General features: G+C 67.1%; 24 protein-coding genes. 4 read left to right on the top strand and 20 right to left on the bottom strand.

All coding sequences use genetic code 11. The features are described 5' to 3' along the window. Window positions 1-13: 13 nt before the first annotated feature. A complete protein-coding gene (locus U5771_RS09875) occupies window positions 14-580 on the bottom strand; it encodes a hypothetical protein (RefSeq protein WP_322023778.1) in 567 nt (188 codons plus the stop codon). Continuing rightward, window positions 555-3500, bottom strand: a complete 2946-nt coding sequence (locus tag U5771_RS09870; RefSeq protein WP_322023777.1) for a type VI secretion system Vgr family protein — start codon at window positions 3498-3500, stop codon at window positions 555-557. Before U5771_RS09870 ends, U5771_RS09875 begins: the two co-directional genes overlap by 26 nt. A gap of 872 nt (window positions 3501-4372) precedes the next feature. On the opposite strand from U5771_RS09870, the gene U5771_RS09865 reads away from it, so the two are divergent. Next, complete coding sequence (locus tag U5771_RS09865; RefSeq protein ID WP_322023776.1) at window positions 4373-5614, top strand: FAD-binding oxidoreductase; 1242 nt, start codon at window positions 4373-4375, stop codon at window positions 5612-5614. Window positions 5615-5630: 16 nt separating this feature from the next. On the opposite strand, the gene U5771_RS09860 is transcribed toward U5771_RS09865, so the two are convergent. From U5771_RS09860 to U5771_RS09820, 9 genes are all read right to left on the bottom strand, one after another. Continuing rightward, entirely contained in the window at window positions 5631-6392 is a 762-nt protein-coding gene (locus U5771_RS09860; RefSeq protein ID WP_322023775.1) for a FadR/GntR family transcriptional regulator, read from the bottom strand. Window positions 6393-6463: 71 nt separating this feature from the next. Beyond that, on the bottom strand, window positions 6464-7354 hold the full coding sequence (locus U5771_RS09855; protein WP_322023774.1) for an amidohydrolase family protein: 891 nt from the start codon (window positions 7352-7354) through the stop codon (window positions 6464-6466). A 78-nt stretch (window positions 7355-7432) separates the two neighbouring features. Then, window positions 7433-8374: an ABC transporter substrate-binding protein gene (locus U5771_RS09850; RefSeq protein WP_322023773.1), complete on the bottom strand. Its 942-nt coding sequence runs from the start codon at window positions 8372-8374 to the stop codon at window positions 7433-7435. Between the two features lie 104 nt (window positions 8375-8478). Continuing rightward, window positions 8479-9516 carry an ABC transporter permease gene (locus U5771_RS09845; RefSeq protein WP_322023772.1) on the bottom strand — a complete coding sequence of 346 codons (1038 nt, stop codon included), beginning with the start codon at window positions 9514-9516 and terminating at the stop codon, window positions 8479-8481. 19 nt (window positions 9517-9535) lie between these two features. Then, window positions 9536-11086 carry a sugar ABC transporter ATP-binding protein gene (locus U5771_RS09840; protein ID WP_322023771.1) on the bottom strand — a complete coding sequence of 517 codons (1551 nt, stop codon included), beginning with the start codon at window positions 11084-11086 and terminating at the stop codon, window positions 9536-9538. 12 nt (window positions 11087-11098) lie between these two features. Next, window positions 11099-11875: an SDR family oxidoreductase gene (locus U5771_RS09835; RefSeq protein WP_322023770.1), complete on the bottom strand. Its 777-nt coding sequence runs from the start codon at window positions 11873-11875 to the stop codon at window positions 11099-11101. A 66-nt stretch (window positions 11876-11941) separates the two neighbouring features. Beyond that, window positions 11942-13219, bottom strand: a complete 1278-nt coding sequence (locus U5771_RS09830; protein ID WP_322023769.1) for an L-fuconate dehydratase — start codon at window positions 13217-13219, stop codon at window positions 11942-11944. A 23-nt stretch (window positions 13220-13242) separates the two neighbouring features. Further along, a complete protein-coding gene (locus U5771_RS09825) occupies window positions 13243-14085 on the bottom strand; it encodes an ureidoglycolate lyase (protein WP_322023768.1) in 843 nt (280 codons plus the stop codon). Window positions 14086-14125: 40 nt separating this feature from the next. Beyond that, window positions 14126-14890: an SDR family oxidoreductase gene (locus U5771_RS09820; protein ID WP_322023767.1), complete on the bottom strand. Its 765-nt coding sequence runs from the start codon at window positions 14888-14890 to the stop codon at window positions 14126-14128. A 677-nt stretch (window positions 14891-15567) separates the two neighbouring features. Here U5771_RS09820 and U5771_RS09815 point away from each other — a divergent pair. The 3 genes from U5771_RS09815 to U5771_RS09805 all read left to right on the top strand — a co-directional run bounded on the left by U5771_RS09815 (window position 15568) and on the right by U5771_RS09805 (window position 17530). Then, window positions 15568-15858 carry a DUF3331 domain-containing protein gene (locus tag U5771_RS09815; protein ID WP_006749506.1) on the top strand — a complete coding sequence of 97 codons (291 nt, stop codon included), beginning with the start codon at window positions 15568-15570 and terminating at the stop codon, window positions 15856-15858. A gap of 168 nt (window positions 15859-16026) precedes the next feature. Continuing rightward, a complete protein-coding gene (locus U5771_RS09810; protein WP_322023766.1) occupies window positions 16027-17013 on the top strand; it encodes an oxidoreductase in 987 nt (328 codons plus the stop codon). Between the two features lie 214 nt (window positions 17014-17227). Next, complete coding sequence (locus tag U5771_RS09805) at window positions 17228-17530, top strand: DUF4148 domain-containing protein (protein ID WP_322023765.1); 303 nt, start codon at window positions 17228-17230, stop codon at window positions 17528-17530. Window positions 17531-17725: 195 nt separating this feature from the next. Here U5771_RS09805 and U5771_RS09800 read toward each other — a convergent pair whose 3' ends face one another. The 9 genes from U5771_RS09800 to U5771_RS09755 all read right to left on the bottom strand — a co-directional run bounded on the left by U5771_RS09800 (window position 17726) and on the right by U5771_RS09755 (window position 26676). Further along, the gene (locus tag U5771_RS09800) at window positions 17726-18922 is read right to left on the bottom strand and encodes a TauD/TfdA family dioxygenase (protein ID WP_322023764.1); all 1197 of its coding nucleotides are present in this window, start codon (window positions 18920-18922) and stop codon (window positions 17726-17728) included. A gap of 23 nt (window positions 18923-18945) precedes the next feature. Then, window positions 18946-19905 (bottom strand): alpha/beta hydrolase, encoded by a 960-nt coding sequence (locus tag U5771_RS09795; RefSeq protein WP_322023763.1) that lies wholly within the window; start codon window positions 19903-19905, stop codon window positions 18946-18948. 36 nt (window positions 19906-19941) lie between these two features. Beyond that, window positions 19942-20430 carry a thioesterase family protein gene (locus U5771_RS09790; protein ID WP_322023762.1) on the bottom strand — a complete coding sequence of 163 codons (489 nt, stop codon included), beginning with the start codon at window positions 20428-20430 and terminating at the stop codon, window positions 19942-19944. Between the two features lie 6 nt (window positions 20431-20436). Further along, window positions 20437-21402 (bottom strand): L-carnitine dehydrogenase, encoded by a 966-nt coding sequence (locus U5771_RS09785; RefSeq protein WP_322023761.1) that lies wholly within the window; start codon window positions 21400-21402, stop codon window positions 20437-20439. Window positions 21403-21490: 88 nt separating this feature from the next. Then, window positions 21491-22420: a 3-keto-5-aminohexanoate cleavage protein gene (locus tag U5771_RS09780; RefSeq protein WP_006484708.1), complete on the bottom strand. Its 930-nt coding sequence runs from the start codon at window positions 22418-22420 to the stop codon at window positions 21491-21493. Window positions 22421-22520: 100 nt separating this feature from the next. Then, on the bottom strand, window positions 22521-23474 hold the full coding sequence (locus U5771_RS09775; RefSeq protein WP_322023760.1) for a choline ABC transporter substrate-binding protein: 954 nt from the start codon (window positions 23472-23474) through the stop codon (window positions 22521-22523). A gap of 259 nt (window positions 23475-23733) precedes the next feature. Continuing rightward, entirely contained in the window at window positions 23734-24339 is a 606-nt protein-coding gene (locus U5771_RS09770; RefSeq protein ID WP_322023759.1) for a M17 family peptidase N-terminal domain-containing protein, read from the bottom strand. Window positions 24340-24389: 50 nt separating this feature from the next. Beyond that, window positions 24390-24689: a DUF3331 domain-containing protein gene (locus U5771_RS09765; protein WP_322023810.1), complete on the bottom strand. Its 300-nt coding sequence runs from the start codon at window positions 24687-24689 to the stop codon at window positions 24390-24392. 421 nt (window positions 24690-25110) lie between these two features. Then, window positions 25111-26676, bottom strand: a complete 1566-nt coding sequence (locus U5771_RS09755) for a PQQ-binding-like beta-propeller repeat protein (RefSeq protein WP_322023758.1) — start codon at window positions 26674-26676, stop codon at window positions 25111-25113. Window positions 26677-26706: the final 30 nt, after the last annotated feature.

Genomic DNA, 26706 nt, shown 5'->3' with positions numbered 1-26706 from the left:
TCCGGGCGGCGCGTTACTTCGTCTTCTCGCCGAAGCCGACGCTCGACAGACAATCGGGGTTGCGTTCCGCGAACCCGAACACGAGTTCGCCCCATGCGGTCTCCGAGCGGAACGTCGTTTCCTCGTTCGGCGAGCGGCCCGACGGCGCGCCGGCGATCCGCATCCCGGCAAAACGCGCCTTCACGTCCTCGCGGCCGACGCAGCGGCCGGACAGCGTCAACGTGAGCGCGCCGCGCGCGGCGCCTTCGTTGCTCGTACGCAGCACGACGCGCTCGATCTGCGTGCCGTCGTCGAGCGCGATCGGACCGCTGTCGCCGTTGCTCCAGAACGTGAAGTATTCGTTGCTCGATTCGGTGCGGGCGAGCGTCGTGTGCAGCAGGTGCTCGACGGGCTCGCGCCGGATCGGCGTATGGGTGCCAATCTGGTCGATCACTTGCCAGAGGCTGAGTTGAACGGTTGTGCGCATCTTCTTCGATCCTTCCGAACAGGCCGGCGTCACGCCCAGCGACAGTGCGAGCAACAACGGCGCGACTATCGCCGCGGCACGGCCGCGCTTAGTGGGACGGGTAGTTACGGTCATACCAGCTTCCGTAGTAGGTTTGATAATCGACATACTGGCCGTTGACCGGCACCGACGCATATTCTCCCGTGCCGTAGACATGGCCGATCGCGGCCCGCGCCGCGCTCACGTCGCCGTTCTTCAGGAACCGGTTGTACGCGGCGTTGTAGGCAGGCGCATTGTCCGGATTCCCGGCGATACTGATGTCCGGGCCGCCGCGCGCGAGGATTTCCCGCTGCACCTTGATGTTGTTCAACGTGGCCGCGCCTTCGTCCGCCAGTTCGCTATTGACGTAGTTCGTCTTGGTCGAATAATCCGGCGTGCCCTGATACAGCGCGTGTCCGGTTTCGTGCGCAAGCCCCTGGACGACGGCCTCCGGATTCCCGCGGTCGTTGTCGTCGATCACGATCGTCGGCGGATGCCCGCTCTTGTTCGTGGACGAACCCTGATTCGCGGGACCGTACTGGATTTGCCAGCCGTCCTTCTGCAGTTTCGTGATGTCGCGTTCGAGCGAAGGCGATTTCGCGGCGAGCTGGTCGACGCCGGCACCCAGTCCGGTCGTCACGGCCTTCTTCTGCGCGGCCTTGGCGGGCTTTTTCCCGTGACCGGGCGCGGCAGCCGCGGCACCACCGCCGCCACCGCCTCCGCCGCCTGCCACCGGCGCCGCGAGATCGGGCGCCGGCGCGCCCGGGTCGGTGACGGGTACGAGCGGCGGCGACGCCGGTCCGCTCGCGCCGTCGGGATTCAGGTCGACGCTTTGCGAACCGAGCACGACGACGCGCGTGCCGTCGATCACGATCTGCCCGTCGGCCGACAGCGTGATCTTCGCCTTCCCGCATTCGAGGACGATCGACTGCGAGCCCTTCACATGCACGTGCTCGGTGTCGGATTCGATCTGCACGGGCCCCTTCGCCTTGAGCGCCATGTGCTGTTCCTGCGCATGCAGGATCACCGCCGTCCTGGCCGTGTGCTGAATATGCTCGTCCTGCGACTGCACGGAAATCGCCTTGCGCACGATGTTCGCGTGCTGGCCCTGCGTGACGACGTTCGTCTGGTTCGGGCCGTTCACGACCGTCACGTGATTGTTCTGAACGGTCGTGGCCATATCCTTCTGACTATGGATATTGACCAGTTCGTCGCCCTTCTTGTCGTGGATCACGACTTCGCAGAACCCGCCGCCGCCCGGCGTGGAGTTGCTGTGAAAGCCCATCTGATGCGCGCCGTCGGGTAACGCGTACGGCGGCGTCTGCTCGGCGTTGAACATCCGCCCGACGATGATCGGCCGATCGGGGTCGCCGTTCAGGAAATCGACGATGACTTCCTGATTCACGCGCGGAATCGCGACGGTTCCCCAGCCGCGCCCCGCCCACGGCTGCGACACGCGGATCCAGCAGGAACTCTCCTGGTCGTTCTTGCCGTAGCGGTCCCACGGAAACTGGACCTTGATCCGTCCCATCCCGTCGGTATGGATTTCCTGCCCCTTCGGGCCGACCACGATCGCGCTCTGCGGCCCGGGCATGATCGGCTTCTCGTGCTGCCGCACCGGACGATACGGAATCTTGCTCCGGATCAGCGTCAGCGTGCTGCGGAAACTGCCGGGCTGCGTCGACGCATCGTCGAAATTGTTCTTTGCGTCGATCTCGATGCCGACGACGAGGAATTCGTTGTCGTCCTGCTTGGCCGGGTCGAACCAGAAGTGCCCGTCGATCCTGAACTTGCGGCCGACGGTGAGCCCGCGGCAACCGGATTCGCCCCGGAACACCTTGGCCTGCCACTCGTACACCTCGAGCCGGCGCTTGGCTTCCGCCTCGCCCGCGCTGGCGTCCTTGTATGCGAACGCCGAATTGCCGTCGTACACCTCGAGCTTCGGCGCATTGCCCTGGTCGGCCAGCGTCGGCAACTCGACGTACGGCCGGCTCTTCGGGTGCTTGTAGTCGAACGTATGCAACGCGACCACGCCGGGCTGGGTTTCCCGGCTGGCCGACAGCGCGGTCAAGCGGTCCGCCTGCTGCACGCCGCTCGCCGCGTTGTAGGTCACGACGGGATCGTGCGCCTGATCGGGACACGACGTCGAATCGTCGGCGATCACGAGCGTGTGACCGTCCTGCCGATATTCGAAGTAGTAGAACAGCCCATGCCGCTCGAGCAGCCGGCTGACGAAATTCAGGTCGCTCTCCTGGAACTGAACGACGTAATCCTCTTGCTTCAGTTCCTGCTTGACGTGCGTCTGGTAATCGACCAGCGCGCCGTAGTCGGCGAAGACCTTGCGCAGCACGTCGAGCACCGTGACCTGCTGATAGATCCGGCTGTTGATCCGCTTGCCGAGATACCACAGCCACGGCACCAGGTCGCCACGGTAATATGCGATGCCGCCGTCGTTGCGCTCGAAACCGAACCGCACCAGATAGCCGTGAATCTGCCGCTCCGATCCATCCTGCAGCATGATGTCGACGGCGACCGGCTGGTTCAGCACGTCCTTGAGGTCGATCGACGGATTCTGCGTGATCAGGTCCAGCGTGTAGCTCGGCATCTCCGACAGCGCCTCGCCGCCCTTGATCGCCGCGATCGACAGCGCCCGGTTGCCGGTCAGCGACGACTGGAATCGCAGCAGGCGGGTCGTCTCGCTGAACGGCAACGCCGACGCCGCCGCGGGCGCACCCCGCGTCTGGCCGGGAACGAAGAATTGCGGCGCGGAGGCGAGGTCGGAAAGCGGCTGCCCGGAAAGCGGGTGGTCGTCGGCCGGCGCGGCGGCCGCCATCGGCGACGGCGAAGCGAGCGCTGCCCCCATGCCGGACATCGCCCCGGATGCGAGTTGCCCGGCGAGCGGATTCAACATGCCTGCCGCCGGCGCGGCCATCGACGCCGCGATCTGGGCCGGATTGCCGCCGGCGGCCAGCGCCTGCATGACGGCCGACGCGGTCGGCGCGATCTTGCCGGCCACGGGATTCGCCGCCGCCGCCATTTGCATCGCGCCGGATGTCAGCGCGCCCGCAAGCGGAGACGATCCCGCGGACTCGGCTACCCCGGCGATTCCTGGCATCTCTTTCATGGGCCCTCTCGCTTTCTTATTTCTGGTTGCCACGACGCATGCGGCGCGGCTTTACTGCATGTCGATGTCCGAAATATTAATTTCGAAACGCGGGTTCGACGGAATACGCTGCTTCGAGTTTTTTCGCGATCTTCGAAATAGCATCCACCAATACACCGGCATTGGAGAAAACCGATATTGCCCCCGCGATATATGTCTCTTTTGTGGCGGAGATTATCCATCTCTCATGACAAGCGGCGCCATCATAGCGGCATGTGTCAAGCCAGTCCATACTTTCAATTAAGCTTCCCACTCGAATTTTTTCCGGCTTCCGCGCCCCCGGATAAGTAGTTTTTACATTGACGCGCCGCAGCGCGGCATTATTTTCCGACTTCGAAAATATAAAGAACCGCCTGCGATTCAAAACGAATCCGTTACCAATAAGCGTCGCTGCCGGCGCATTCCGGGCATTCGTGAAATCAGGAAAATGTCGAAATCGCGATACATGGCATCCGCTGCACGCAGCTGCGATTCATTCACCTCCGGAAGATGCGTGATCCGATTTTCGCCGGCGAATATGTCGCGTAATCGAACGACCTCATGAAATGCGATTCGCACGCGCCGACGGGCATCGTGCCGCGCGGCGGCGCGGATCGCCGCGTCATGTGCGACTGACGATCGGCCCCGCACCCGCGCCCGCCGGAGGTATCCTTGGGTTCCGAACCGCATTCGCGTCACAACGAAACGCGGCCCCTTTGCCCCACCATCGCATCTCGCCACCATCCATGGACTTCGACGTAATCGTTCTGGGCGCGGGCATCGTCGGCGTCTGCGCCGCGCTGCACCTGCAGGATCGCGGCCGCAAGGTCGCCCTCGTCGACCGCGGCGCGCCCGGCGAAGGCACGAGCTTCGGCAATGCGGGGCTGATCGAGCGCTCGTCGATCGAACCGTATCCGTTCCCGCGCAGCCCGTTCACGCTGATGCGCTACGCGCTGAACCGCTCCACCGATCTCTACTGGCACAGCACGTCGCTGCCCGCGTTCGCGCCATGGCTCGCGCGTTTCTGGTGGGAATCGGCGCCGCTGCGTCACGCGGCGGCCTCACGCGACATGCTGCCGCTGATCGAGCGCTGCATCGTCGAGCACGACGCGCTGATCGCGCGGGCCGGCGCCGGGGAACTGGTGCGCGCCAGCGGCTGGATGGAAGCGTTCCGCACGCCGGCCGCGTTCGAACGCGCGGTCGCCGATGCCGGGCTCACCGCGCGCCGCCACGGGCTCGGCATCACGCCGCTCGATGCCGCGGCACTTCGCGCCCAGGAACCGAGCCTTGCCGCAGGCTTCTGCGGCGCGCTGCACTGGCTCGATCCGAAAAGCGTCGTCGATCCGTCCGCGCTCGTCAAAACCTACGCGCAGCTCTTCGTGCAAGGCGGCGGCACGCTGCTCACCGGCGATGCGGCGAGCCTCGACGCGCTGTCGCCCGGCTGGCAGGTCACGACGGACGAAGGCAAGATCGCCGCGCCGGCCGTGGTCGTCGCGCTCGGCCCGTGGTCCGACACGGTGTTCGGCAAGTTCGGCTACAAGATTCCGCTGCGCGAGAAGCGCGGCTATCACATGCACTACGCGCCGTCGGAACGCGGCGCGCCGTCGGCGCCGATCGTCGATCGCGAATACGGCTACGTGATCGCGCCGATGCGGCGCGGCTTGCGGCTGACCACCGGCGTCGAGATCGCCCGGCGCGGCCTGCCGCCGACCGGCGTGCAGCTCGATCGCGCGGAACGCGTCGCGCGCCCGGTGTTCGGTTTCGGCGAGCGGCTCGACCCGCAGCCGTGGCTCGGCTTCCGGCCATGCACGCCCGACATGCGGCCGGTGATCGGCCCCGCGCCCGCGCATCGCGGGCTGTGGTTCGCGTTCGGGCACAACCATCACGGGCTCACGCTCGGCCCCGTCTCCGGCCGCCTGCTGGCCGAGATGATGACGGGCGAAGCGCCGTTTACCGACCCGACGCCCTACCGCGCCGACCGCTTCTGATGCCGATCGCCGGCGCTCAGTCGAGCGCGCGGCCGAAGATCCGGATCACTTCGTCGAGATGCTCGGCCATCGCGCGGCGCGCGGCCTCCGGGTCGCGCGCGCGGATCGCGTCGAGGATCGCGCGATGTTCCAGCTCCGACCGGTGCGGCATGTCGTTCGGCATGTACAGCGACTGCAGCCGCTGGAACATCAGGTCGTACTTGTGCGCGAGCAGCTGCTTGATCATCAGCGCATACGCGGCGTTGTCGCTCGCTTCCGCGATACGGATATGGAACAGCCGGTCGCCCGGATGCGTGAGCGAGCCGCTGCGGTTGTCTTCCTGGTTGCGCAGGAACGCCTCGTGAATCCCGTCGATCTGCGCGTCCGAACCGTGCTTCGCGGCGAGCGACGCGGCTTCCGGCTCGATCAGCCGGCGCGCCTGCAGCAGCGCGAACGGCGGGATTTCGGTATCGAGGTCGAGCGCGATGCCGAGCTCGGGATCGATCTCGACGACCGAGAACGGCGCGACCTTCGTATCGGCCCGCGGTTCCGGCGCGGCTGCGGCCTCGGGTTGGCGCACCTTCACGCCGTCGCCGACACGCACGCTGACGAGCCCGCTGACTTCAAGCGCGATCAGCGCCTCGCGCACCGACGTGCGCGACACGCCGAACTGCTCGGCCAGTTCGCGCTCGGGCGGCAGATAGCTGCCCGGCGGAAAATCGCCGGACTCGATCATCGCGCTGAGCTTGTCGGCGATCTGCTGGTAAAGGCGGCGGTTCTGAATCGGCTGGATGGACATACGTTGATACAGGTAAGCGATTGCATTGCGGACGGTCTGACGAATGGCGCGTCAGGCCGTTCGCGCCTATTTTATATGCCGGGCTGCGTATCGCCCGGCACCGCATAGCAACGCGCGGCCGTGCCGCCCCACAACGCGTTGCGCTCGGCCGCCGACAACCGCGCTTCGGCCCAGCGCTCGACCAGCGACGCCACTTCGTCATACGACGCCGCGAGCAGGCACACGGGCCAGTCCGACCCGAACATCAGCCGCTGCGGGCCGAACGCGTCGAGCGCCGCATCGAGGCATTGCTCGATGTGCCGGAGGTCCTGCCCGCGCAAGCCGCGCCGCCAGTCCGTCTCGGTCACGAGCCCCGACAGCTTGCACACGACGTGCGGCAGCGCGCCCAGCTCGCGCAACCCGGCACGCCAGCGTGCCAGCGCCGTTCCATCGCGGTGGAATTCTGCGAGCGGCGGCTTGCCGGCATGATCGAGCACGAGCCAGTGCGCATCGTGCCGTGTGCAGAACGCGCGCACGTCCGGCAACTGGCGCTCGAACACGAGCACGTCGTACACATAGCCGTTCGCCTGCAACCACGCGACGCCGCGATTGAACGCGGGATCCGCGACGAACGCGCCGACGTCGGCTTCGTCCTGCACCTGGTGACGAAAGCCGCGCAGCTTCGGGCTGCGCCATTCGGCGATGCGGTCGGCGAGTTCAGGCGCACCGAGATCCTCCCAGCCGACCACCGCCGCGATGTGCGGGTCGTCGCGGGCGAGATCGAGCAGGAATGCCGTCTCGTCGCGTCCGGCGCGCGCCTGCACCGCGATCGACGCGCCGAGCGCCTGCGCATGCATCTGCGGCCACAGCGCGTCGGGCAGGTAATCGCAGGCGAGCACGTCCATGCCCGGGCCGATCCACGGATAATCGGCCGCGCGGTAACGCCAGAAGTGCTGATGGGAATCGATACGCACTGCGCCCATGGTGTCCTCGTGATTCGCCCTCGCTCGCCGCGTCACGTCACGTCACGTCACGTCACGTCACGTCACGTCACGTCACGTTCAGTCGTACAACACCGCCGCGATCTTCGGGTCGTCGATGTTGGTCTTGTCGTACCAGTAGAACCCGGTATCGATGACCTTCGGCAGCTTCTCGCCCTTGATCGACTTCACGGCCGCTTCGACCGTCTTGTAGCCGATCCCGACCGGGTTCTGCGTGATCGCGCCGGCCATCAGCCCGCTGCGGATCGCGTCCTTCTGCTGCTTGCCCGAATCGTAACCGACGATCACGACCTTGCGCTTCATCTCGCGCACGCCGTTCACCACGCCGATCGCCGAACCTTCGTTGGTGCCGAACACGCCCTTGAGCTTCGGATACGCCTGCAGGATCGACTTCGTCACTTCGGTGGACTTCAGTTGATCGCCCTCGCCGTACTGCACGGTCACGACCTGCACCTTCGGGTGCGCCGACTTCATCCGTTCGAGAAAACCGTCGCGGCGGTCGATGCCGGTGCGGCTCGTCTGGTCGTGCGCGATCACGGCCACCTCGCCTTCGTCGCCGATCAGCGCGGCGAGCTTGTCGGCGGCAAGCGCGGCGGCGGCCTTGTTGTTGGTCGCGGCGGTCGTCACCGGAATGTCGCTGTCGACGCCCGAGTCGAACGCGATCACCGGAATCTTCTCGGCCTGCGCCTTCTTCAGGAGCGGCAGCGCGGCCTTGCTGTCGAGCGCCGCGAAGCCGAGCGCGGCCGGCTTCTTCGCGATCGCGGCGGACAGCATGTCGATCTGCTTGTCGACCATCGCCTCGGTTTCGGGGCCTTCGAACGTCACCTTCACCTTGTAGTCCTTCGACGCCTGCATCGCGCCCGCCTTCACGGCCTGCCAGAACTGATGCTGGAAGCCCTTCGAGATCAGCGGGATGTAGGTTTCCTGCGCCTGCGCGCCGGCCGTCACGCCGACGGCGAACGTCAGCCCGACGATCGCGTTCAACACCTTGCTCCTGATCACTTCGCGTCTCCTTGGTTGGTATCGACTGAAATGCCGGCCCCGCCGGCGGTGAAGCGGATGCGTGTTCGTACGTTCATGCGTTCATGCGTTCATGCGTGCATGTGTCAGCGGCGGCGCCGGCGCAGGATGTCCACGTAGACGGCGAGGATGATGATCACGCCCGTCACGACCGTCTGCCATTCCTGCGCGACCGACATGATGCGCAGGCCGTTGGTCAGCACGCTCATGATGAACGCGCCGATGATGGTGCCGACGATGCTGCCCGCGCCGCCCGACAGCGACGTGCCGCCGATCACGACGGCCGCGATCGCGTCGAGCTCGTAGCCCTGCCCGAGCGCCGGCTGCGCGGAATTCAGCCGCGACGCGATCAGCAGCCCGGCGATCCCGCACACCGCGCCGCTGAACGTGTAGACGGCGATCTTCCACGCGTCGACGTTCACGCCGGACAGCCGCAGCGCTTCCTCGTTGCTGCCGAGCGCGAACGTGTAGCGGCCGAAGATGGTGCGGTTCAGCACGATCGACGCGCCGACCGCGACGAGGAACAGGATCAGCACCGCGTTCGGGATCGGCAGCGCGGGAATCAGGCTGCCGATCAGCGAATCCTGCGCGATCGACGTGAAGCCCGGCGTGTCGTTGAAGTAGATCGGCCGCGTGCCCGAGATCACGAGCGACAGCCCCTTGAGCAGCATCATCATGCCGAGCGTCGCGATGAACGGCGGCACCTTCATCTTCGCGATCACGAAGCCCGACACGCTGCCCGACAGCGCGCCGAACAACAGCGCGGCCAGGATCCCGAGCGGCAGCGGCATGCCCCATTTCGTCAGCACGACGCCGGCCATCACCGCGCAAAAGGTCATCAGCGTGCCGACCGACAGGTCGATGCCCGACGTGATGATCACGTAGGTGCACGCGACGGCCAGCACGCCGTTCACGGCGGTGGCCTGCAGGATCGTGACGAGGTTGTCGACTTCGAGGAAGTTCGGCGACGCGAAGCTGAAGAACACGATCAGCAGCACGAGGCTCGCGAACGCGAGCAGCTTCTGCCGCGCGGCCGGGTTGAAGAAGCGTGACTTCAGGCTCGAGGCGGCGGCCGGCGTGTCGCCGGAAGCCAGGGGCGGAACGGGATGCGTATCGTTGGACATGATCGGGTAAGCGTCGGAATCAGGACAATACGGTCGACTCGCGCTGCGTCGCGAGCTGCATGATCTTTTCCTGCGTGGCGTCGGCCGCGCGCAATTCGCCGGTCACGCGCCCTTCGCACATCACGAGAATCCGGTGGCTCATGCGCAGCACCTCGGGCAACTCCGACGAGATCATCACGATCGCCTTGCCGTTGGCGGCGAGCGCGTCGAGCAGCTTGTAGATCTCGCTTTTCGCGCCGACGTCGATGCCGCGCGTCGGCTCGTCGAAGAACAGGATGTCGCAATCGCGCAGCAGCCACTTCGCGATCACGATCTTCTGCTGGTTGCCGCCCGACAGGAGCCGCGCCGGCTGCGCGACCGACGGCGTGCGGATCGCGAGCTGCCGCACGTACGACTGCGCGGTGTCGCGCATCTCGCGCGCATCGAGGAACACGCCGCGGCGCACGAAGCGCCGCATGCTCGACAACGCGATGTTGTTCTGCACGTCCATCCCGACCGCGAGCCCGAAGTGCTTGCGGTCCTCGGACAGATAACCGATCCCGTGCCTGACCGCGTCGGCCGGCGTGCGGATCGTCACGGTCTTGCCGTGCACGCGGATCTCGCCCGCATCGACCGGGTCCGCGCCGAACACCGCGCGTGCCACCTCGGTGCGCCCCGCGCCCATCAGCCCTGCAAAGCCGAGAATCTCGCCGCGCCGCAGCGTAAAGCCGACGTCGCGAATCGCGCGGCCGCGCGACAGCCCGCGCACGTCGAGCGCGACCTCGTTGGCCGACGTGTCGGGCGGCGTGCGGAACGTCGTATCGAGCTGGCGGCCGACCATCATCGCGATGATCGCGTCCATCGACGTGCCGGCCATCGGCACGGTCGCGACGTACTTGCCGTCGCGCATCACCGTCACGCGATCGGCGATCTGGCGCAGCTCGTCCATCTTGTGCGAGATGTAGACGATGCCGACGCCGTGCGCGCGCAGGTCGCCGATGATGCGGAACAGCTCGGCGATCTCCGCGTTGTTCAGCGCGGCGGTGGGCTCGTCCATGATCAACACGCGCGAGTCGAACGACAGCGCCTTCGCGATCTCGACCATCTGCTGCTTCGCGACCGTCAGCCGGCCGACCGGCGTGCGCGGATCGAGATCGAGCCGCATCCGCGCGAAGATCGCGGCCGTGTCGCGGTTCAGCTTGTCCTCGTCGACGAACACGCCGAAGCGGCCGCGCGGCTCGCGGCCGATGAAGATGTTCTGCGCGACGCTCAGGTGGTTCATCAGGTTCAGTTCCTGATGGATGATGCCGATCCCGAGCGCCTGCGCGGCGCGCGGATCGTCGATTTCCACCGCGCGGCCGTCGATCCGGATCTCGCCTTCGTCCTTCTGATAGACGCCCGCGAGGATCTTCATCAGCGTCGACTTGCCGGCGCCGTTCTCGCCCATCAGCGCATGCACTTCGCCGGCACGCAGGTCGAAGCGGCAATCGTCGAGCGCCTGCACGCCCGGAAAGCGCTTGCTGACGCCGGTCAGCGCGATCAGTGCGGCGGGGGCGGCGGGGGCGGCGGTCGGGTTCGGATCGGGTTGCATGGCTCGCCGTCCTCAGCCGATCGCGCGATCGAGATGCGTATAGCCGCCATCGACGAACAGCCACTGGCCCGTCGTGTGCGACGCGCGTTCCGACAGCAGGAACACGGCCGTGTCGGCAATCTCGTCGGCGGTCGTGAAGCGCTTGCCGAGCGGCACCTTGCCGGCGATTTCCGCGACCTTCGCTGCCGGGTCGTCGAAGCCTGCGATCCAGTTCTGGTAAAGCGGCGTCATCACCTCGGCCGGGATCACCGCGTTCACGCGCACGCCGTCGTCGCGCAAGGCAACGGCCCATTCGCGCGTCAGCGCGAGTTGCGCGCCCTTCGATGCGCAATAGCCGCTCGTGTTGCCCTGCCCGGTGACGGCCGTCTTCGACGAGATGTTGACGATCGCGCCGCGCGCCGCCTTCAGGTGCGGCACGCAGTAATGCGCCATCACGTAGTAGTGGATCAGGTTGCGTTCGAGCGATGCGACGAACGCGTCGCGCCCGGCATCGAGCCCGACGCCGTCGTTGATGCCCGCGTTGTTGACGAGGCCGTCGAGGCGACCGAAACGCGCGATGGTCTGCGCGACCGCGTCGCGGCATTGCGCGTCGTCCTGCAGCTCGACGGACACGCACGCGGCGCGCGGCTGCGTCTGCACGAGTGCGCGCCAGAAGCCGTCATCCGGCGTGTGGCGTGCGAACACCACCGGAATCGCGCCTTCGCCGGCAAGCCGCATCGAGATCGCGGCGCCGATGCCCGACGCGCCGCCGGTCACGATCACGACCTTGTCTTGCAGATTCAAATCCACTTCGCGTCTCCGTCGTTCAGGTTGTCGCCGCGCAGGCCGTGCGCGGGGGGCTGCATGCCGCGTGCTTCAGCCGCGGAACCGATACTGCTCGAGCGATTCCGGCTTCATCTCGATCGAGAAGCCGGGCGCCGTCGGCGGCATGTATGCCGCGCCGCGCACGACGCACGGCTCGACGAAATGCTCGTGCAGGTGATCGACGTATTCGGTCACGCGCCCCTCCTTCGTGCCGGCAATGCACACGTAGTCGATCATCGACAGATGCTGCACGTATTCGCACAGCCCGACGCCGCCCGCATGCGGACACACCGGCAGCCCGTACTTCGCGGCCAGCAGCATCACCGCGAGAATCTCGTTCACGCCGCCGAGCCGGCATGCGTCGATCTGCACGACGTCGATCGCGCCGCGCGCGATGAACTGCTTGAACAGCACGCGGTTCTGGCACATCTCGCCGGTCGCGACCTGCACGGGCGCGATCGCCTCGCGAATCTTGCGATGCCCTTCGACATCGTCGGGGCTCGTCGGCTCCTCGATGAACCACGGTTTCGCGAATGCCAGCTCGCGCACCCAGTCGATCGCCTCGTCGACTTCCCACACCTGGTTCGCGTCGATCATCAGCTTGCGGTCCGGGCCGATCACCTCGCGCGCGATCGTCACGCGGCGAATGTCGTCCTCCAGGTTCGCGCCGACCTTCAGCTTCACGTAATCGAATCCGGCGTCCACCGCCTCGCGGCACAGCCGGCGCAGCTTGTCGTCGCTGTAGCCGAGCCAGCCCGCCGAGGTCGTGTAGCACGGGTAGCCGTCGCGCTCGAGCGCCGCGATCCGCGCGGCCTTGCCCGGCGCCTGCCGGCGCAGCAGGTCGAGCGCTTCGTCCTGCGTCAGGCAGTCGGTCAGGTAGCGGAAATCGATCGCACGCACGATCTCCTCGGGGCTCATGTCCGCGACGAGCCGCCACAGCGGCGTTCCGACCGCCTTCGCCCACAGGTCCCACACCGCGTTGACGACGGCACCCGTCGCCAGGTGGATCGCGCCCTTGTCGGGGCCGATCCAGCGCAACTGGCTGTCCGACGTCACGTGCCGCCAGAAGCGGCCCATGTCCTCGCGGATCCAGTCGAGGTCGAGACCGACGACGAGGTGACGCATCGCGTCGATCGCCGCGCAGCAGATTTCGTTGCCGCGCCCGATGGTGAACGTGAGCCCGTGGCCTTCGAGCCCGTCGCGGTCGGTTTCGAGCACGACGTACGCGGCCGAATAATCGGGGTCCGGATTCATCGCATCGGAGCCGTCGAGCTGGCGCGAGGTCGGGAAGCGCACGTCGAGGACGCGCATCGATCGAATGATAGGCATGGCGAACCGTCCAAGAAAGGGTTTCAGGCCTGCACGGTGCGCTGGCGCTGCTCGCCGAGCCCGTCGATGCCGAGCGTGATCACTTGCCCGGCGCGCAGATAGACGGGCGGCTTCTGCCCGAGGCCCACGCCCGGCGGCGTGCCGGTCGAGATCACGTCGCCCGGCTGCAGGCTCATGAAGCGGCTCAGGTAGCTGATCAGGTGCGGCACGCGGAACACCATCGTCGCGGTCGTGCCGTTCTGGTAGCGGTGGCCGTCCACGTCCAGCCACAGCCGCAGCGCGTGCGGATCGGGCACTTCGTCGGCCGTCACGAGCCAGGGCCCAAGCGGGCCGAACGTGTCGTTGCCCTTGCCCTTGTCCCACGTGCCGCCGCGTTCGAGCTGGTATTCGCGCTCCGACACGTCGTTCACCACGCAGTAGCCGGCGACGTGCGACAGTGCGTCGGCTTCGTCGATATAGCGGCCGCCCCGGCCGATCACGACGCCCAGTTCGACTTCCCAGTCGGTCTTCTCCGAGCCGCGCGGAATCTCGACGTCGTCGTTCGGCCCCGAGATCGCGCTCGTCCACTTGCCGAACACGACCGGCTCCTTCGGGACGTCCATCCCCGATTCGGCCGCGTGGTCGGAATAGTTGAGCCCGATGCAGATGAACTTGCCGACGCGGCCGACGCACGCGCCGAGCCGCGGCGCGCCTTCGACGAGCGGCAGCGACGACGGGTCGAGCTCGCGCAGCCGCGCGAGCGACGCCGGTGCGAGCGCGTCGCCGGCGACGTCGTCGATCACGCCCGACAGGTCGCGGAGCTTGCCCTGCGCGTCGAGCAGGCCCGGCTTTTCATGGTGTTTGTCGCCAAATCTCAGCAGTTTCATAGGGTGTGAACGGAAGCGGAAAGTGGGTGGGAAAGGACGGTCAGTTCGACCAGCCTCCATCGATCAGGTGAATCGCGCCGGTGGTGAACGACGCTTCGTCGGACGCGAGATACAGCGCGAGCGCGGCCACTTCGTCCGCGGTGCCGATGCGGCCCATCGGCTGGCGCGCGACGAACGCCTGGCGCACGGTGTCGGTCGACACCTGGCGCGTGCGCGCCTGCTCGGCGATCCGCTCCGACAGCGACGGCGACTCGATCGTGCCCGGGCAGATCGCGTTGCAGCGGATGCGCTGCTCGACGAAATCGGCGGCCACCGACTTGGTCAGGCCGATCACGGCCGCCTTGGTCGTGCCGTAGACGAAGCGGTTCGGCACGCCCTTCACGCTCGACGCGGCCGACGCCATGTTGATGATCGACCCGCCGCCCGCTGCCAGCATCGCCGGCAGCAGCGCACGGATCAGCCGGTACATCGACGTGACGTTCAGGTTCAGCGAGAACGCCCACGCGTCGTCGTCGCAGTCGAGGATCGAGCCGTGGTGCACGAAGCCCGCGCAGTTGAACAGCACGTCGAACGCGCGTTCCTGCGCGGCGAGTGCGGCAACCTCGCCCGCCTCGGTCACGTCGAGCCGCCGCGTGGCCAGCCGGCCGCCCGCGCGTTCGGCGTCGGCCGCGAGTTGCGCGAGCGCGGCTTCGTTGATGTCGGTCGCCAGCACGTCGGCGCCCTCGCTTGCGAACCGCAGCGCGGTCGCGCGGCCGATACCCTGCCCGGCCGCCGTCACCAGCGCGCGCTTGCCCTGCAATCTCATGAGCAGCTCTCCCGAAGAAGCCGGCCGAGCCGGCTGATTGGCACAAAGGACTAAAGGTCCAACCAATCATAGGAACAGATTCCGGATTTGTCACGCTCATGTGATTCAGTATTTTCCCGAGCAGGAGAATCGGGCTGGAGGCGGCGCCGCGCGCTTCGATTACCGTTTCTTTCAGGTTCCGCCGATCGGCCGCCTGGCGTGCAAAGCCAATAACGGCGGGCGTTTGCGCCGGCCCCGGGCGCCGGAGTCGCGCCGTCGGCACGGCGAAACTGACAAAAAAGTCATGTTCCCGTCAGGGTGTCAACGGGGGGCGCGCGCGATCATGGCGTTGCCGGACCGCGCTTCCCGGTACACCGCACCCCGCCCGTCGCCGGTCCCTGACGGGCGTCTCCGTCCCCCGCGGTGTCCACGTGACTGAGCGAGCAGACACGGGGCGCGGGCCCGTTTTTCGCCCCGGGCGTTCGCGTCCGGGGCGCTTTTGTCGTTGGGTTTTTCACGAAAATGCGCGTCGATTGTTTCTAAATCGGCAAAAGGTAATTTGAGCCAGACAGGATGTTTTTTCCGGTCACAGACGCTTACATTTAGCGCACCACTCATGGAAACCGCTACGGATTCGCCCTTGGGTAGTGACATCCACTGCCACAGCCGAAACCGCACGAGCCTTAGGAAACGGCAAAATGAAGGCCTCCAAATCCCTGCCTGCGCTCGATCCCGCCGACGTCCACGTCGAAATTCTCGAACGTTCCGATACGCTGCTCGTCGTCCGCTGGGTCGAACCCGGCCGCTGTCATTACGGCGAACAGCGCTGGCGCCGCCGCTTCGCACAGCGCACCGGCACCTGCGCGCTGTCGCGCCAGGTCATCCAGCGCGGCGACGAAGTGTTCCGCCCGGCCGAGCGCCCGGCACCCGCGAACGCGGCGGCGATGATCTCCGCCGCCGAAGTGCTCGCGCTGGCCGGCAGCCGCTAACGCCCGCCGAGCACCGCGTGCCGGGGCCCGCCTCGTGATGCGCTGGCCCGCCCTAGAACCGCGGGTCTAATTCCCCCGCTTGTCTGCCCCGCCCGCGCGGACTATCGTTACACCACTCAATGTAACGATTACGCGTCGTGGCGCACGGCCACGCCGATGGAGGCAGACATGCATGCATGGAGCGCGCGCCACGTCCCGGCGCAAGGCGGCAAGGTCGCGGTCGTGACCGGCGCGAACAGCGGCCTCGGCTGGCAGATCGCGGAAACGCTGGCCGCCAAGGGCGCGACCGTCGTGATGGGCTGCCGCGATGCCGCGCGCGCCGCGCAGGCCGCCGCTGCGATTCGCCGGCTCCATCCCGCCGCCCGGGTCGAAGTCGATCCGCTCGACCTCGCCGATCTCGCGTCGATCCAGCGCTTCGCCGCCGACGTCTCCGACCGCCACGGCCGTGTCGACATTCTCTGCAACAACGCCGGCGTGATGTTCCTGCCGCTGCGGCACACGCACGACGGCTTCGAGATGCAGTTCGGCACCAACCATCTCGGTCATTTCGCGCTGACCGGCCATCTGCTGCCCGCGCTGCGCGCCGCGCGGCGCGCGCGGGTCGTGACGATGTCGAGCGGCTTCAACCGCGGCGGCCGGATCCGTGTCGACGACCTGCGCGCCGAGCACCGCTACAACCGTTATCTCGCCTACTGCGACAGCAAGCTCGCGAACCTGGTGTTCGCGATCGAGTTGCAGCGCCGCTTCCAGCGCGCGGCGTTCGCGGGGATCAGCGTCGCCGCGCATCCCGGCTACGCGGCGACCAACCTGCAGTTCGCGGGCCCCGCGATGGACAGTTCGCCCACGCGTGCCGCGCTGATGCGCGCGGCGAACCGTTACCTTGCGCAACCCGCCGATCAGGGTGCGCTGCCCGCCATTCACGCGGCGACGTCACCCGACCTCACCGGCGGCTCGTACATCGGACCGTCCGGCTGGTTCGAGTCGCGCGGCCTGCCGGCACCCGCGAGCGTGCCGCGCGCGGCACGCGACGTAGCGGTCGCCGCGTTACTGTGGGAAGCGTCGGAAGCCGCGACGGGCGTGCGATTCCTGAGCTCGGGCCTGCCCGCCGGCCGTCCGCCCGCCAAGCCGTTCGACACGGCCGCCGAGGTGCGCTGAATCCCGCGCGCGCCGCCGCAACATTCCTCATACTTATTACACTTACGGAAACGAAAGCAGGATGAAAGCCTGATTCGACGGCCTACTGTTACCGCCCGGGAAACAATCTATCGTCAAAACCAGCGTTTACCCTGAACCGCCCGGTGACTAAGATTTAGTCAATCGCTGCAGACATGGTGTCGAAAGCGAACCCAATAAAACACCGGAGGTCATCATGAAATCGCTCGTTTCCGCAGTTGTTGCCGCTGTCGCCCTGTCCGCCTCGTTCGGCGCTTTCGCGCAAAGCACCGTGACCCGCGCACAAGTCCGCAACGAACTGGTTCAGCTCGAAAAGGCCGGCTACAAGCCGGGCCTGTCGAGCCCGTACTACCCGAACGACATCCAGTCGGCGGAAGCGCGTGTTCATGGTGCCGACGCCAGCGGCTACGGCGCGCAACCGGCTCCGGTCGTCCACTCGGGCGCCCCGGCTGCCGCAGCGTCGTCGAACGCGCGCGACTCGGTCTTCTTCGGCCAGTAAGCCGACGCGCCCCGGCGGGCGCACCGCGCCTCGCGCGATGAAGCAGCGGTATCCGGACGAGCCCCTCATGCGGGCTCGTCTTGTTTTATGAAACGCATACCTCCGCCGCCCGGCAGCGGGTGGCTTCGCCCGGACGCGCTGCGTCCGGGCGCTTTTTCCCCGGCGAGGTATGCGTCACGAAGCGGTATGCGCCGATCAGCGCCCCGCGACTTCCGCAGGCACCGCACGCGACAGCACACGCCAGCGCGACAGCAGTTCGTCGCGATCGACGTAGCAGCCCTGCAGATGCCGGCGGCCCGTCGACGGATCGAACTCGGTGCGCGCATGCAGCACGCGCCGGTTGTCGAACGCCCACATGTCGCCCGCCCGCAGCCGGCGCTGCACGCGGAAACGCGGCTCGCGCGCGAGCGCGAGAAACCGCCGGTACGCGCGGTAGACGGCCGCGACCGCGCCGGCCGGCGCATCGAGCGGCCCGCGCAGGAAGTTCGCGACGCGCACCTCGGTCACGTTGCCGCGCGCATCGAGCCCGATCACCGGCGCGGAACAGCGGTAGTCGCTGTTCGCACTCTTGTTCCAGAACTCGAACGGTATCGACGCAAGTTGCGCGAAATCGGCCGGATATTCGCGCCGCAGCGCATCCGCGAGCGCGAAGCCGTCGAGGAAGATGCTGTCGCCGCCCGTTGCGTCGTTCGCGAGGCAGTGCAGGAACTGCACGCCCGGCTGCAATTCACGCGTCGGCAGATCGGTGTGCGGCGGCAGGTTCAGCGACGTATAGGCATTGCTGTCCGGCCGCGGCTTCGATTCGACGTCGAACAGCACGCCGAAATTGCTTTCGCGGATCAGGCCGATACGACGCGCGATCTGGTCGACCCGGCCGCGTTCGGCCGGCACGCCCTCGACGAGCGTGAGCCCCGTGCGCTGCAACGCGGCGAGCCAGGCGAGCAACGCGCCGTCGTCCTCCATCACGTCGCGCCACGCGAATACGCCGATCGCCGTCGCATCGTCGCCGGTCCACACGTGCCGCCCGTGCGCGGCCTGGCGCTCCGCGCGCGACGCATCGTCGTAAGCATGCGCGCGCAACCATCCCGGCGACCACGCGCTGCGATGCCCGTCGTTCCACTCGACGTGCAGGGCGCCGTCGGTTTCGACCTGCACGACGCGCGCCGACAGATCCTCGCGCGCGTCGGCGATCTCGAACACCTGTTCGCGTGTGACCGCATGCACGCACGCGGAACACGCGCAGTTGTCGCGCAACCAGTCGAAGTGAAACGGCGATCGTCGCGTGTCGCTCCACTCGACGTCCACCGCGCCATCGCCGATCGTCGCCGCCGTAATGGCCGCGTCGGCTGAAAAGGTCCGCCAGTCCTCGATACGGTGTTGCGCTGCCTGCATCGTTGCCTCCCGGAAAACGCCCGCTACGCGTGTGGTGCGAGCAGAAACCCGCCGATCATCCGGTGCATCCGCGCCGCCTGCGGGCTCGTTCCGAGCGCGCGCCAGCAGCCGTGCACCAGCCCCTCTCCCATCCAGTAACGCGCGGCGCCGCCGGCCGCGAGAATGCGTTCGACATAGACGCGCGCGTCGTCGCGCAGCGGATCGTGTTCCGCGCCGATCGCGAGCACGGGCGGCAGCCCGTCGAAACGCGACGCCGCGAGCGGCACCGAAGCGCGCAACAGCGGATCGTCATCGTTCGGTGCGACCTCTCCTTCAGAACCCCAGTACAGCGCGCGATCGCGATGAACGTCGTCGAGCGTCAGCATCGGTGCGTGCGCTTCCGTGTCGCGCGCCGGCGCTTGCGGTTCGAAGCCGAGCATCGGATACACGAGTGCGATCCCGTCGATGCCGCCCTCGCCCGCATCGCGCAGCGCGGTCGCGACGGCGGCCGCGAGGTTGCCGCCGGCACTGTCGCCCGCGAGCGTCAGCGGTCGCTTGCATGCGTCGAACGGCCAGCGCGCTGCGTCGCGCGCGGCACGCGTGACGGCCAGGCAATCCGCGAGCGCGGCCGGCGCGCGGTGCTCGGGCGCGAGCCGGTAGTCGACCGCGATCACGGCAAGCCCGGTGTCGGCCGCCAGCTGCGCGGTGATCAATGCATGACTGTCGAGCGAGCCGACGACGAAGCCGCCGCCATGAAAGAACAGCACGGTGCCGCGCGGCTCGCCCCGCGCGGGCGCGTAGCGCCGCAGCGCGATCGCGTGTCCGTCCGGCGCGTGCCACACCGCATCGTGCCGGACGATGCCGGCCGGCAGTTCCGCGGGCGTCCAGGCGGCCGCGAAACGATCGTAGACGCGGCGTTGCGCGTCGGGCGAGCGCGCCGCTGCGTCGGCCGGATACCACGCGTCGACGGCTGCGACGAACGCCGCGATTTCCGGTTCGAGCATCGTGTGCGCTCCGCGGTCCGGGGTTGAACGTCGACGCTAGCGGCGCGGCGGCAGTCCGATCACACGGCCCGCATACGCAGGTGCCGCGCAATCGCGCTGCAACGCATGCAGCTCGGCCACGCGCGCGGCGACGTCGTCGTCGAACGGCGCCGATTTCGCGCCGCCGCGCGTGTCGACGTGCAGCAGCATCTGCTCGCTCGCCGACACCGCGCCGTCGTGCCCGTCCGCGAACAGTTCGAGATACAGGTGCAGCCGCTTCGCGTCGTGCGCGAGCACCCGCGCATCGACGCGCACGCGCGTGCCTTCCTTGATCTCCTGCAGATAGTTCACGTGCGCTTCGAGCGTGTAGACCGAGCGGCCCCGCTCGCGACGCGCGGCATCGTCGAGACCGATGCGGTCCAGCAGCGCATCGGTCGCGAAGCTGAAGATCAGCAGATAGAACGCGTCGCGCAGGTGGCCGTTGTAGTCGACCCACTCGGGCCGCACGGCGTCGCGGTAGATCGTCAGCGGGGTATCGCCGGTCATGTTCGTTCAGTCCTCGAAACGCATTCCGTGCCGCGCCTTCACCGCGGCGATCGCCTTCAGCACCTCGGTGATGCACTCGTCGCGATAGCGTTCGAGTTCCTTGATGCTGCGCGTGCCCTGCTGCTCGCTCGTGCCTTCGACGACGCTGTCGATCAGTGCGTCGGTCAGCGTCGGCGCGACCAGCTTCGTCCAGGGCAGTTCGAGCGCGGGGCCGAACTGCTGCATGAAGTGTCGCATGCCCGCGTCGCCGCCGGCCAGCGTGTAGGTCAGGAACGTGCCCATGAACGACCAGCGGATGCCCGCGCCGAAGCGGATCGCATCGTCGATCTCGCCGGTCGTCGCGACGCCTTCGTTGACGAGATGCAGCGCCTCGCGCCACAGCGCTTCGAGCAGCCGGTCCGCGATGAAGCCCGGCACTTCCTTGCGCACGTGCAGCGGCCGCATGCCGAGCTTGCGATAGATCGCCATCGCCGCCTCGACCGCTTCCGGCGACGTGCGCGCGCCGCCGAGCACCTCGACGAGCGGCAGCAGGTAGACCGGATTGAACGGATGGCCGACCACGCAGCGCTCCGGATGCGTCGCACGCGCATAGAAGTCGGTCGGCAGCAGCCCCGACGTCGACGATGCGATGATCGCGTCGGGCTTCGCCGCGCGGCTGATCTGTTCGTGCAGTTCGAGCTTCAGCGCCTCGCGCTCGGGTGCGCTTTCCTGGATGAAGTCCGCGTCGGCGACGCAGGCCTCGATCGTCGATTCGAAGCGCAGCCGCGCGGGATCGGCGCCCGGCGCGAGGCCCACACGTTCGAGCGCGGGCCACGCATTCGCGACGTTCGCGCGCAGCCGCTCCTCCGCGCCCGGCGCGGGATCCCACACGACCACGTCGAGACCGTGCGCGAGCGCACGGCAAATCCACCCGCTGCCGATCACGCCGGTGCCGATCGCGGCGAACGTCCTGATGTCGGTCTTCACTGCCATGTCAACGCATCCTTCAAATCGAGGGGAATCGGACGGCGGCGCGCTCGTGCGCGCGCCGCCGCATTGAATCGGAACCAGCCTTGAAAACTCACGCGAACTCGGCCACCGCACGGCGTTCGAGCAGACGCTCGCCGCGCGCCGGCAGGCCGAGCTTGCGACGCCCTTCGGCCGGCGTCAGAACGCGCCCGCCGAGCCGTTCGACGATTTCCCGCGCACGCTCGACGAGCGTGCCGTTGGTCGCGTGCACGCCGCGATCGAGCCAGATGTTGTCTTCGAGGCCCACGCGCACGTGACCGCCCAGCAGCATCGCCTGCGCGACCATCGGCATCTGCATGCGGCCGATCCCGAAGCCGGCCCAGTGCGCGCCCGGCGGCAGGTTGTCGACCATCGCCTTCATCGTGCCGGTGTCGGCCGGCGCGCCCCACGGAATGCCGAGGCACAGCTGGAACAGCGGCGGATCGTCGAGCAGCCCTTCCTTCAGCAATTGCTTCGCGAACCACAGATGGCCCGTATCGAAGATTTCCAGCTCCGGCTTCACGCCGAGTTCCTGGATGCGCTTGGCGCCAGCACGCAGTTGTGCGGGCGTCGACACGTAGATGTAGTCGCCGTCGCCGAAATTCAGCGTGCCGCAATCGAGCGTGCAGATTTCCGGCAGCAGTTCCTCGACATGCGCGAGGCGCGTGAGGCCGCCGACGAGATCGGTGCCCTTGCCGAAGCGCATCGGGTCTTCGCCCGGGCCGATCTCCAGATCGCCGCCCATGCCGGCCGTCAGGTTGATGATCACGTCGACGTCGGCCGAGCGGATCCGGTCGACCACTTCGCGGTACAGGTTCGGATCGCGGCTGCCGCGGCCCGTCTGCGGATCGCGGACATGGCAATGCGCCACCGTCGCGCCGGCCTTCGCGGCTTCGATCGCGGCAGCCGCGATTTCCTTCGGCGTGACCGGAATCGCCGGATGTTTGCCGACCGTATCGCCCGCGCCGGTGACCGCGCAGGTGATGATGACTTCGTGGTTCATGCTGAATGCCCTCGCTTGATTCGGTTCGTTTCGCTCGATTTGCGTCGTACTGCAGATGATTGTTCGCTGCGCGCCGCACGCAGACGGCACGCACGGGTCGTTACAGGCCGAGATAGGCCTTCACGGCAGGCAGGCCGTCCTTGCCGTCGAACGTCTTCACGCCGGCAAGCCACGCATCGAGCACCTGCGGATTCTTCTTCAGATACGCCTTCGCGGCGTCGGCCGGCTTCGTCTTGTTCATCACCGACTGCATCAGCTGGTTCTCGAGCTGCGTCGTGAAGCGCAGGTTCTCGACGAGCTTGCCCGCGTTCGGGCAGCGCGCAATGAAGTCGGGCGCCGTCAGCGTGTACACGCGCGCTTCGCCGTAGTTCGGGCCGAACGACGCATCGCCGCCGGACAGGTAGTTCATGCTGATCTGGATGTTCATCGGATGCGGCTCCCAGCCGAGGAACACGACCCACTTCTTGTCGCGGATCGCGCGCTCGACCGTGACGAGCATCCCCGCCTCGCTCGATTCGACCAGCTTGAAGCCGCCGAGGCCGTACTGGTTCGTGTCGATCATCTTCTGGATCGTCGCATTCGCGCTGCTGCCCGGCTCGATCCCGTAGATCTTGCCGTCGAGCTCCGCGCGGTGCTTCGCGATGTCCTCGAAGGTCTTCAGGCCGGCCTGGTATTCGTAGCTCGGCACCGCGAGCGTCGCCTTCGCGCCCGACAGGTTCGGCGGTTCGACCACGTTGATCGACTTGCTGTCGAGGAACGGCTGGAGCTGCTTCTGCTGCACCGGCCACCAGTAGCCGAGCGAGATGTCGAGCTGCTTGCTCTTCAGGCCGGCGAACGAGATCGGCACCGATGCGATCGTCGTCGTCGGCTTGTAGCCGAGCCCTTCGAACACCGTCGAGGCGAGCGCCGTGGTGGACGTGATGTCGGTCCAGCCGATGTCCGCGAAGCGTACGTTGCGGCAGGTCGCGGCATCCGTTTCGGCCTGCGCCGCGGTCGCGAATGCGCCGGTCGCCAGCACGGCCGCGACGAACGCGGCGATCTTTGTCGACTTCATGGTTTCTCCCGATTGGACCGATGTCCGACGGGTTCGCGGAGTGCGTCCCGGCCTGCATCGTGGATGTAAAAGTAACGAGCCATATTGGTCGAAAGACGACCGGCGGCGACCTGTTCTTGACTGTTTGCGACTATGAGTGGAAACCACTATGCGCGGGTAGTGGCTTGTGCGGCGGGGGTTTGAGGCGAATTACGATGATGAGGGGTTTGTCCGGATGCGGCGTCATGAGATGCCGTCCGCGCAAGCGAGACAGGGTCGGTCAGGTCCGTGCGGCTGCAAGCGCGTTGCCGAAATGTTCCACGGCGCCGTCGAAGCGCGCCGCGCCGACGTCGAAGACCCAGCGTCGCAGGAAAGGGGGCGCGGCAAGACCCAGCTCCGCGATCCGATACCGGGTGTCGATCACGGCCAGCACGGCCTTCACCATGGCTTGCGGCATGCCTGCGGTGGCGGCGGTCGTCAGCCCGCCGTCGAGTATGCTCGGCGCGAAGGCGGCGCTTTCGACACCCTGCTGCATCGCCGTCCGGGCGGCCGTGGCGACGGCATCCGCGGTTCTTTCGATCGTCCAGCTTGCCGGATCGCCGAGTCCGACCAGCAACAAGGTACGCGCCGCGATACCCGCGGGCGGGTGGCTGATCAACAGCGTTTCCATCGGCGCGGCCCGAAAATGGCCCTCGCGCCGCAAGCCGGTGAGTGCGCCCGACAGGGCGATGTCGAGATGGCGCAGTCCACCCGTCGGGCCATCGCCCGTCGCCTCGTGGGCAAACATGCAGCCGCAGGAGAGGTCGACCTGCGCGCCCACGCCATCCCATGCGGCGACCTCGAAGGACACATCCCGCCAACGACCGATGCTCTGTCGAAGAACCATATCGTCTCTCCCGCAAGTCAAGGCGATCTCGCTCGCGCCCCGTGCCGCATTCAGCGTCGCGGCAGGGAAATCTTCCCCAGTACCGCAGCCCAGATCATGGCTCGCGCGTTTGACGGCGCCGGACGTCCGCCGGGTCGGAATACCTCGTAACCCGGAACGATCTCCGCCCCGGAGAGCGCACACCTCCCCGGCCGCGATGCGCGTGCCAGTCGCCAGGTCTGCTCGCCGTAGTGCGCGCGCCCTGGCTCCACCCATCGCACCAGCAACATGTCTGCCGAATGCTCCAGGATCTCGATTTTCGGACGGGTCGTCGAACGATAGGCCGAGTCGAGGGCAGAGACAAGAATCATTCTGGCATGGGCCGATTGGCCTGTCGGGCTGAACACCGGGTCGCCGCACACGACCTTGGCCCCGGAAAAGGAACATTGTCCGGAGCGCAGCGCGCGCCCCGGCATCCAGCGTTGCTCCTCTTCATCCGCTTGCCCGGGCTTGCGCCAGCGCACGAGCAACACGTCATCCGCATACTTCAGTATCTGCACCAGTCCGTTCATTTTCCATTGTCCGCTCGCAGTTACGCGGTATCGCCTGCGTCGCCGGACGCATCGATCTCGATAGCCCGTTGATGCTCTGCCATCCATGCTTCGATTCGGCGCGGCACACGCCCGCTGCCTCGCGCCAATCGCGAAGCGTGCGTGACGAGGATCGCTTGCTGAAGGTGGGCGGCCGGTGATCGAACGCGACCGGCCACGTGCGTGGCCGGTTGCCTTGCGCTTATTGCCTGGCGGCAAGCCCGAACGCGTAGAGCTTGTGACTCGTGCCGTCGTACGGCAGACCGAGCACCTTGGTGTGGTAGCCCGCCCCCCAGTACACCGCCCCGTCGACGATGGCCGCGCCCGACACCACCGCGCCGTTGTTCTCGTAGCGCCACTTGATCTCGCCGGTCGCCGCATCGAGCGCATACATGCTCGCGCCCGTACCGGCCAACGAGCCGGCGTAGACGACACCGTTGGCCGCCGACATCGCCACCGTGTCCATCTTGCCCTGCGGGTCGGCCGTGCGCCACAGCACCTTGCCGGTGGCGGCGTCGACCGCCGCCCAGATGCCGCCCTTGGTCGTCTTCTGGCCGTTCGGACCGTTGTCGACGTCGATCGACTTTCCGTCCAGGTTGCCGATCGAAACGTAGATACGCTTGCCGTCAGCGGCCGTCCCCCAGAGCATGCCGCCCAGCAGGCTGCCCGGGCCGACCTGCGTATGCCAGATCACCTTGCCGGTCTTGGGATCGAGCGCCCAGTACACGCCGCTCTTCGCGCCCGCCCCCACCAACGTCTTCTGCTTGCCGTCGATGGTCACCTTGAACAGGTTGGGCCCCGCGCCGAAATCGTAGTCCGGGCCATCGTCGTGGTCGTAGTTGGTCGACATGTCGGCCGCCAACGTTCGGCTATGCCAGACGATCTTTCCGGTCTTGAGGTCGAGCGCGACAAAGCTGTCGATCATGTTGGCCGGCGTATCGGGTTTGCAGTTCTTCTGGGTCGGAAAACGGCAGTGCCCCGGCGGGACCGAGAAGTTGTTGCCCGTGGTCACGTAGAGCAGGCCGGTTTCATGATCGACCGCGGCCGTGTTGCCCCACACCGACCCACCGGTATATCCCTTCGGCACCATATAGGTCTTCCACAGCATCTTGCCGGTCCTGGCGTCGAGGGAGACCACCGCGCCGCGATAGGTCGGCTTGTCCTTGAGCGCCTCGGCACGTGACGACAGGCCGACATAGACCACACCGCGATCGACGATCGGCGACTGGGTAATGATCGCGGTCGGATCCGAATCCACCTTGGTCCGCCACAGCGGCGCGCCATCCTCGGCCTTCGCAGCCATCATGAATGCGCCGGTCGGGTTGTTCGCGATCTGGGTGCCCTGCCCGAAGATCAGCGTGCCTTCCCAATAGGCCGGGCTGGTGCGGGACGCATCGTTGTCGATACCGCTGTATTCGGTGATCTTCTTCTTCCACTTCACCTTGCCGCTGGCGGCATCGACCGCCCATAGCGAGCCGCCGAAGTCCGGCACGTACACGGTGCCGTTGGCCACGGTCGGCGTGGCCGACACGTTGCCGTCGGTATCCAGCGTCCAGCGCGGCGCAAGTTGCGAGACGTTGTCGACGCCGATGACGTGTTCGTCCGGCGCGGTGCGCGTGTTGTCGACACCCTGGCCGGCAAAGACCCAATCCGCCGCCGCACCCGGGCCGCTTGCGACCAGGCCGAACAGTGCAAGCGTTCCGATCATGGCCGGCGTACGCCGGCCCCATGAGGCAAGCCCGACGTTCTGCTTGTTGGATGTTTTCATGAGATCACCTTACCGAGAGAAGCGTGACTT

It is taken from the genome of Burkholderia sp. BCC1977, from assembly GCF_905339595.1.
Taxonomy (GTDB): domain Bacteria; phylum Pseudomonadota; class Gammaproteobacteria; order Burkholderiales; family Burkholderiaceae; genus Burkholderia.
Note: the sequence above shows the minus strand (reverse complement) of the source record. Positions and strands in the feature narration are given on the sequence as shown.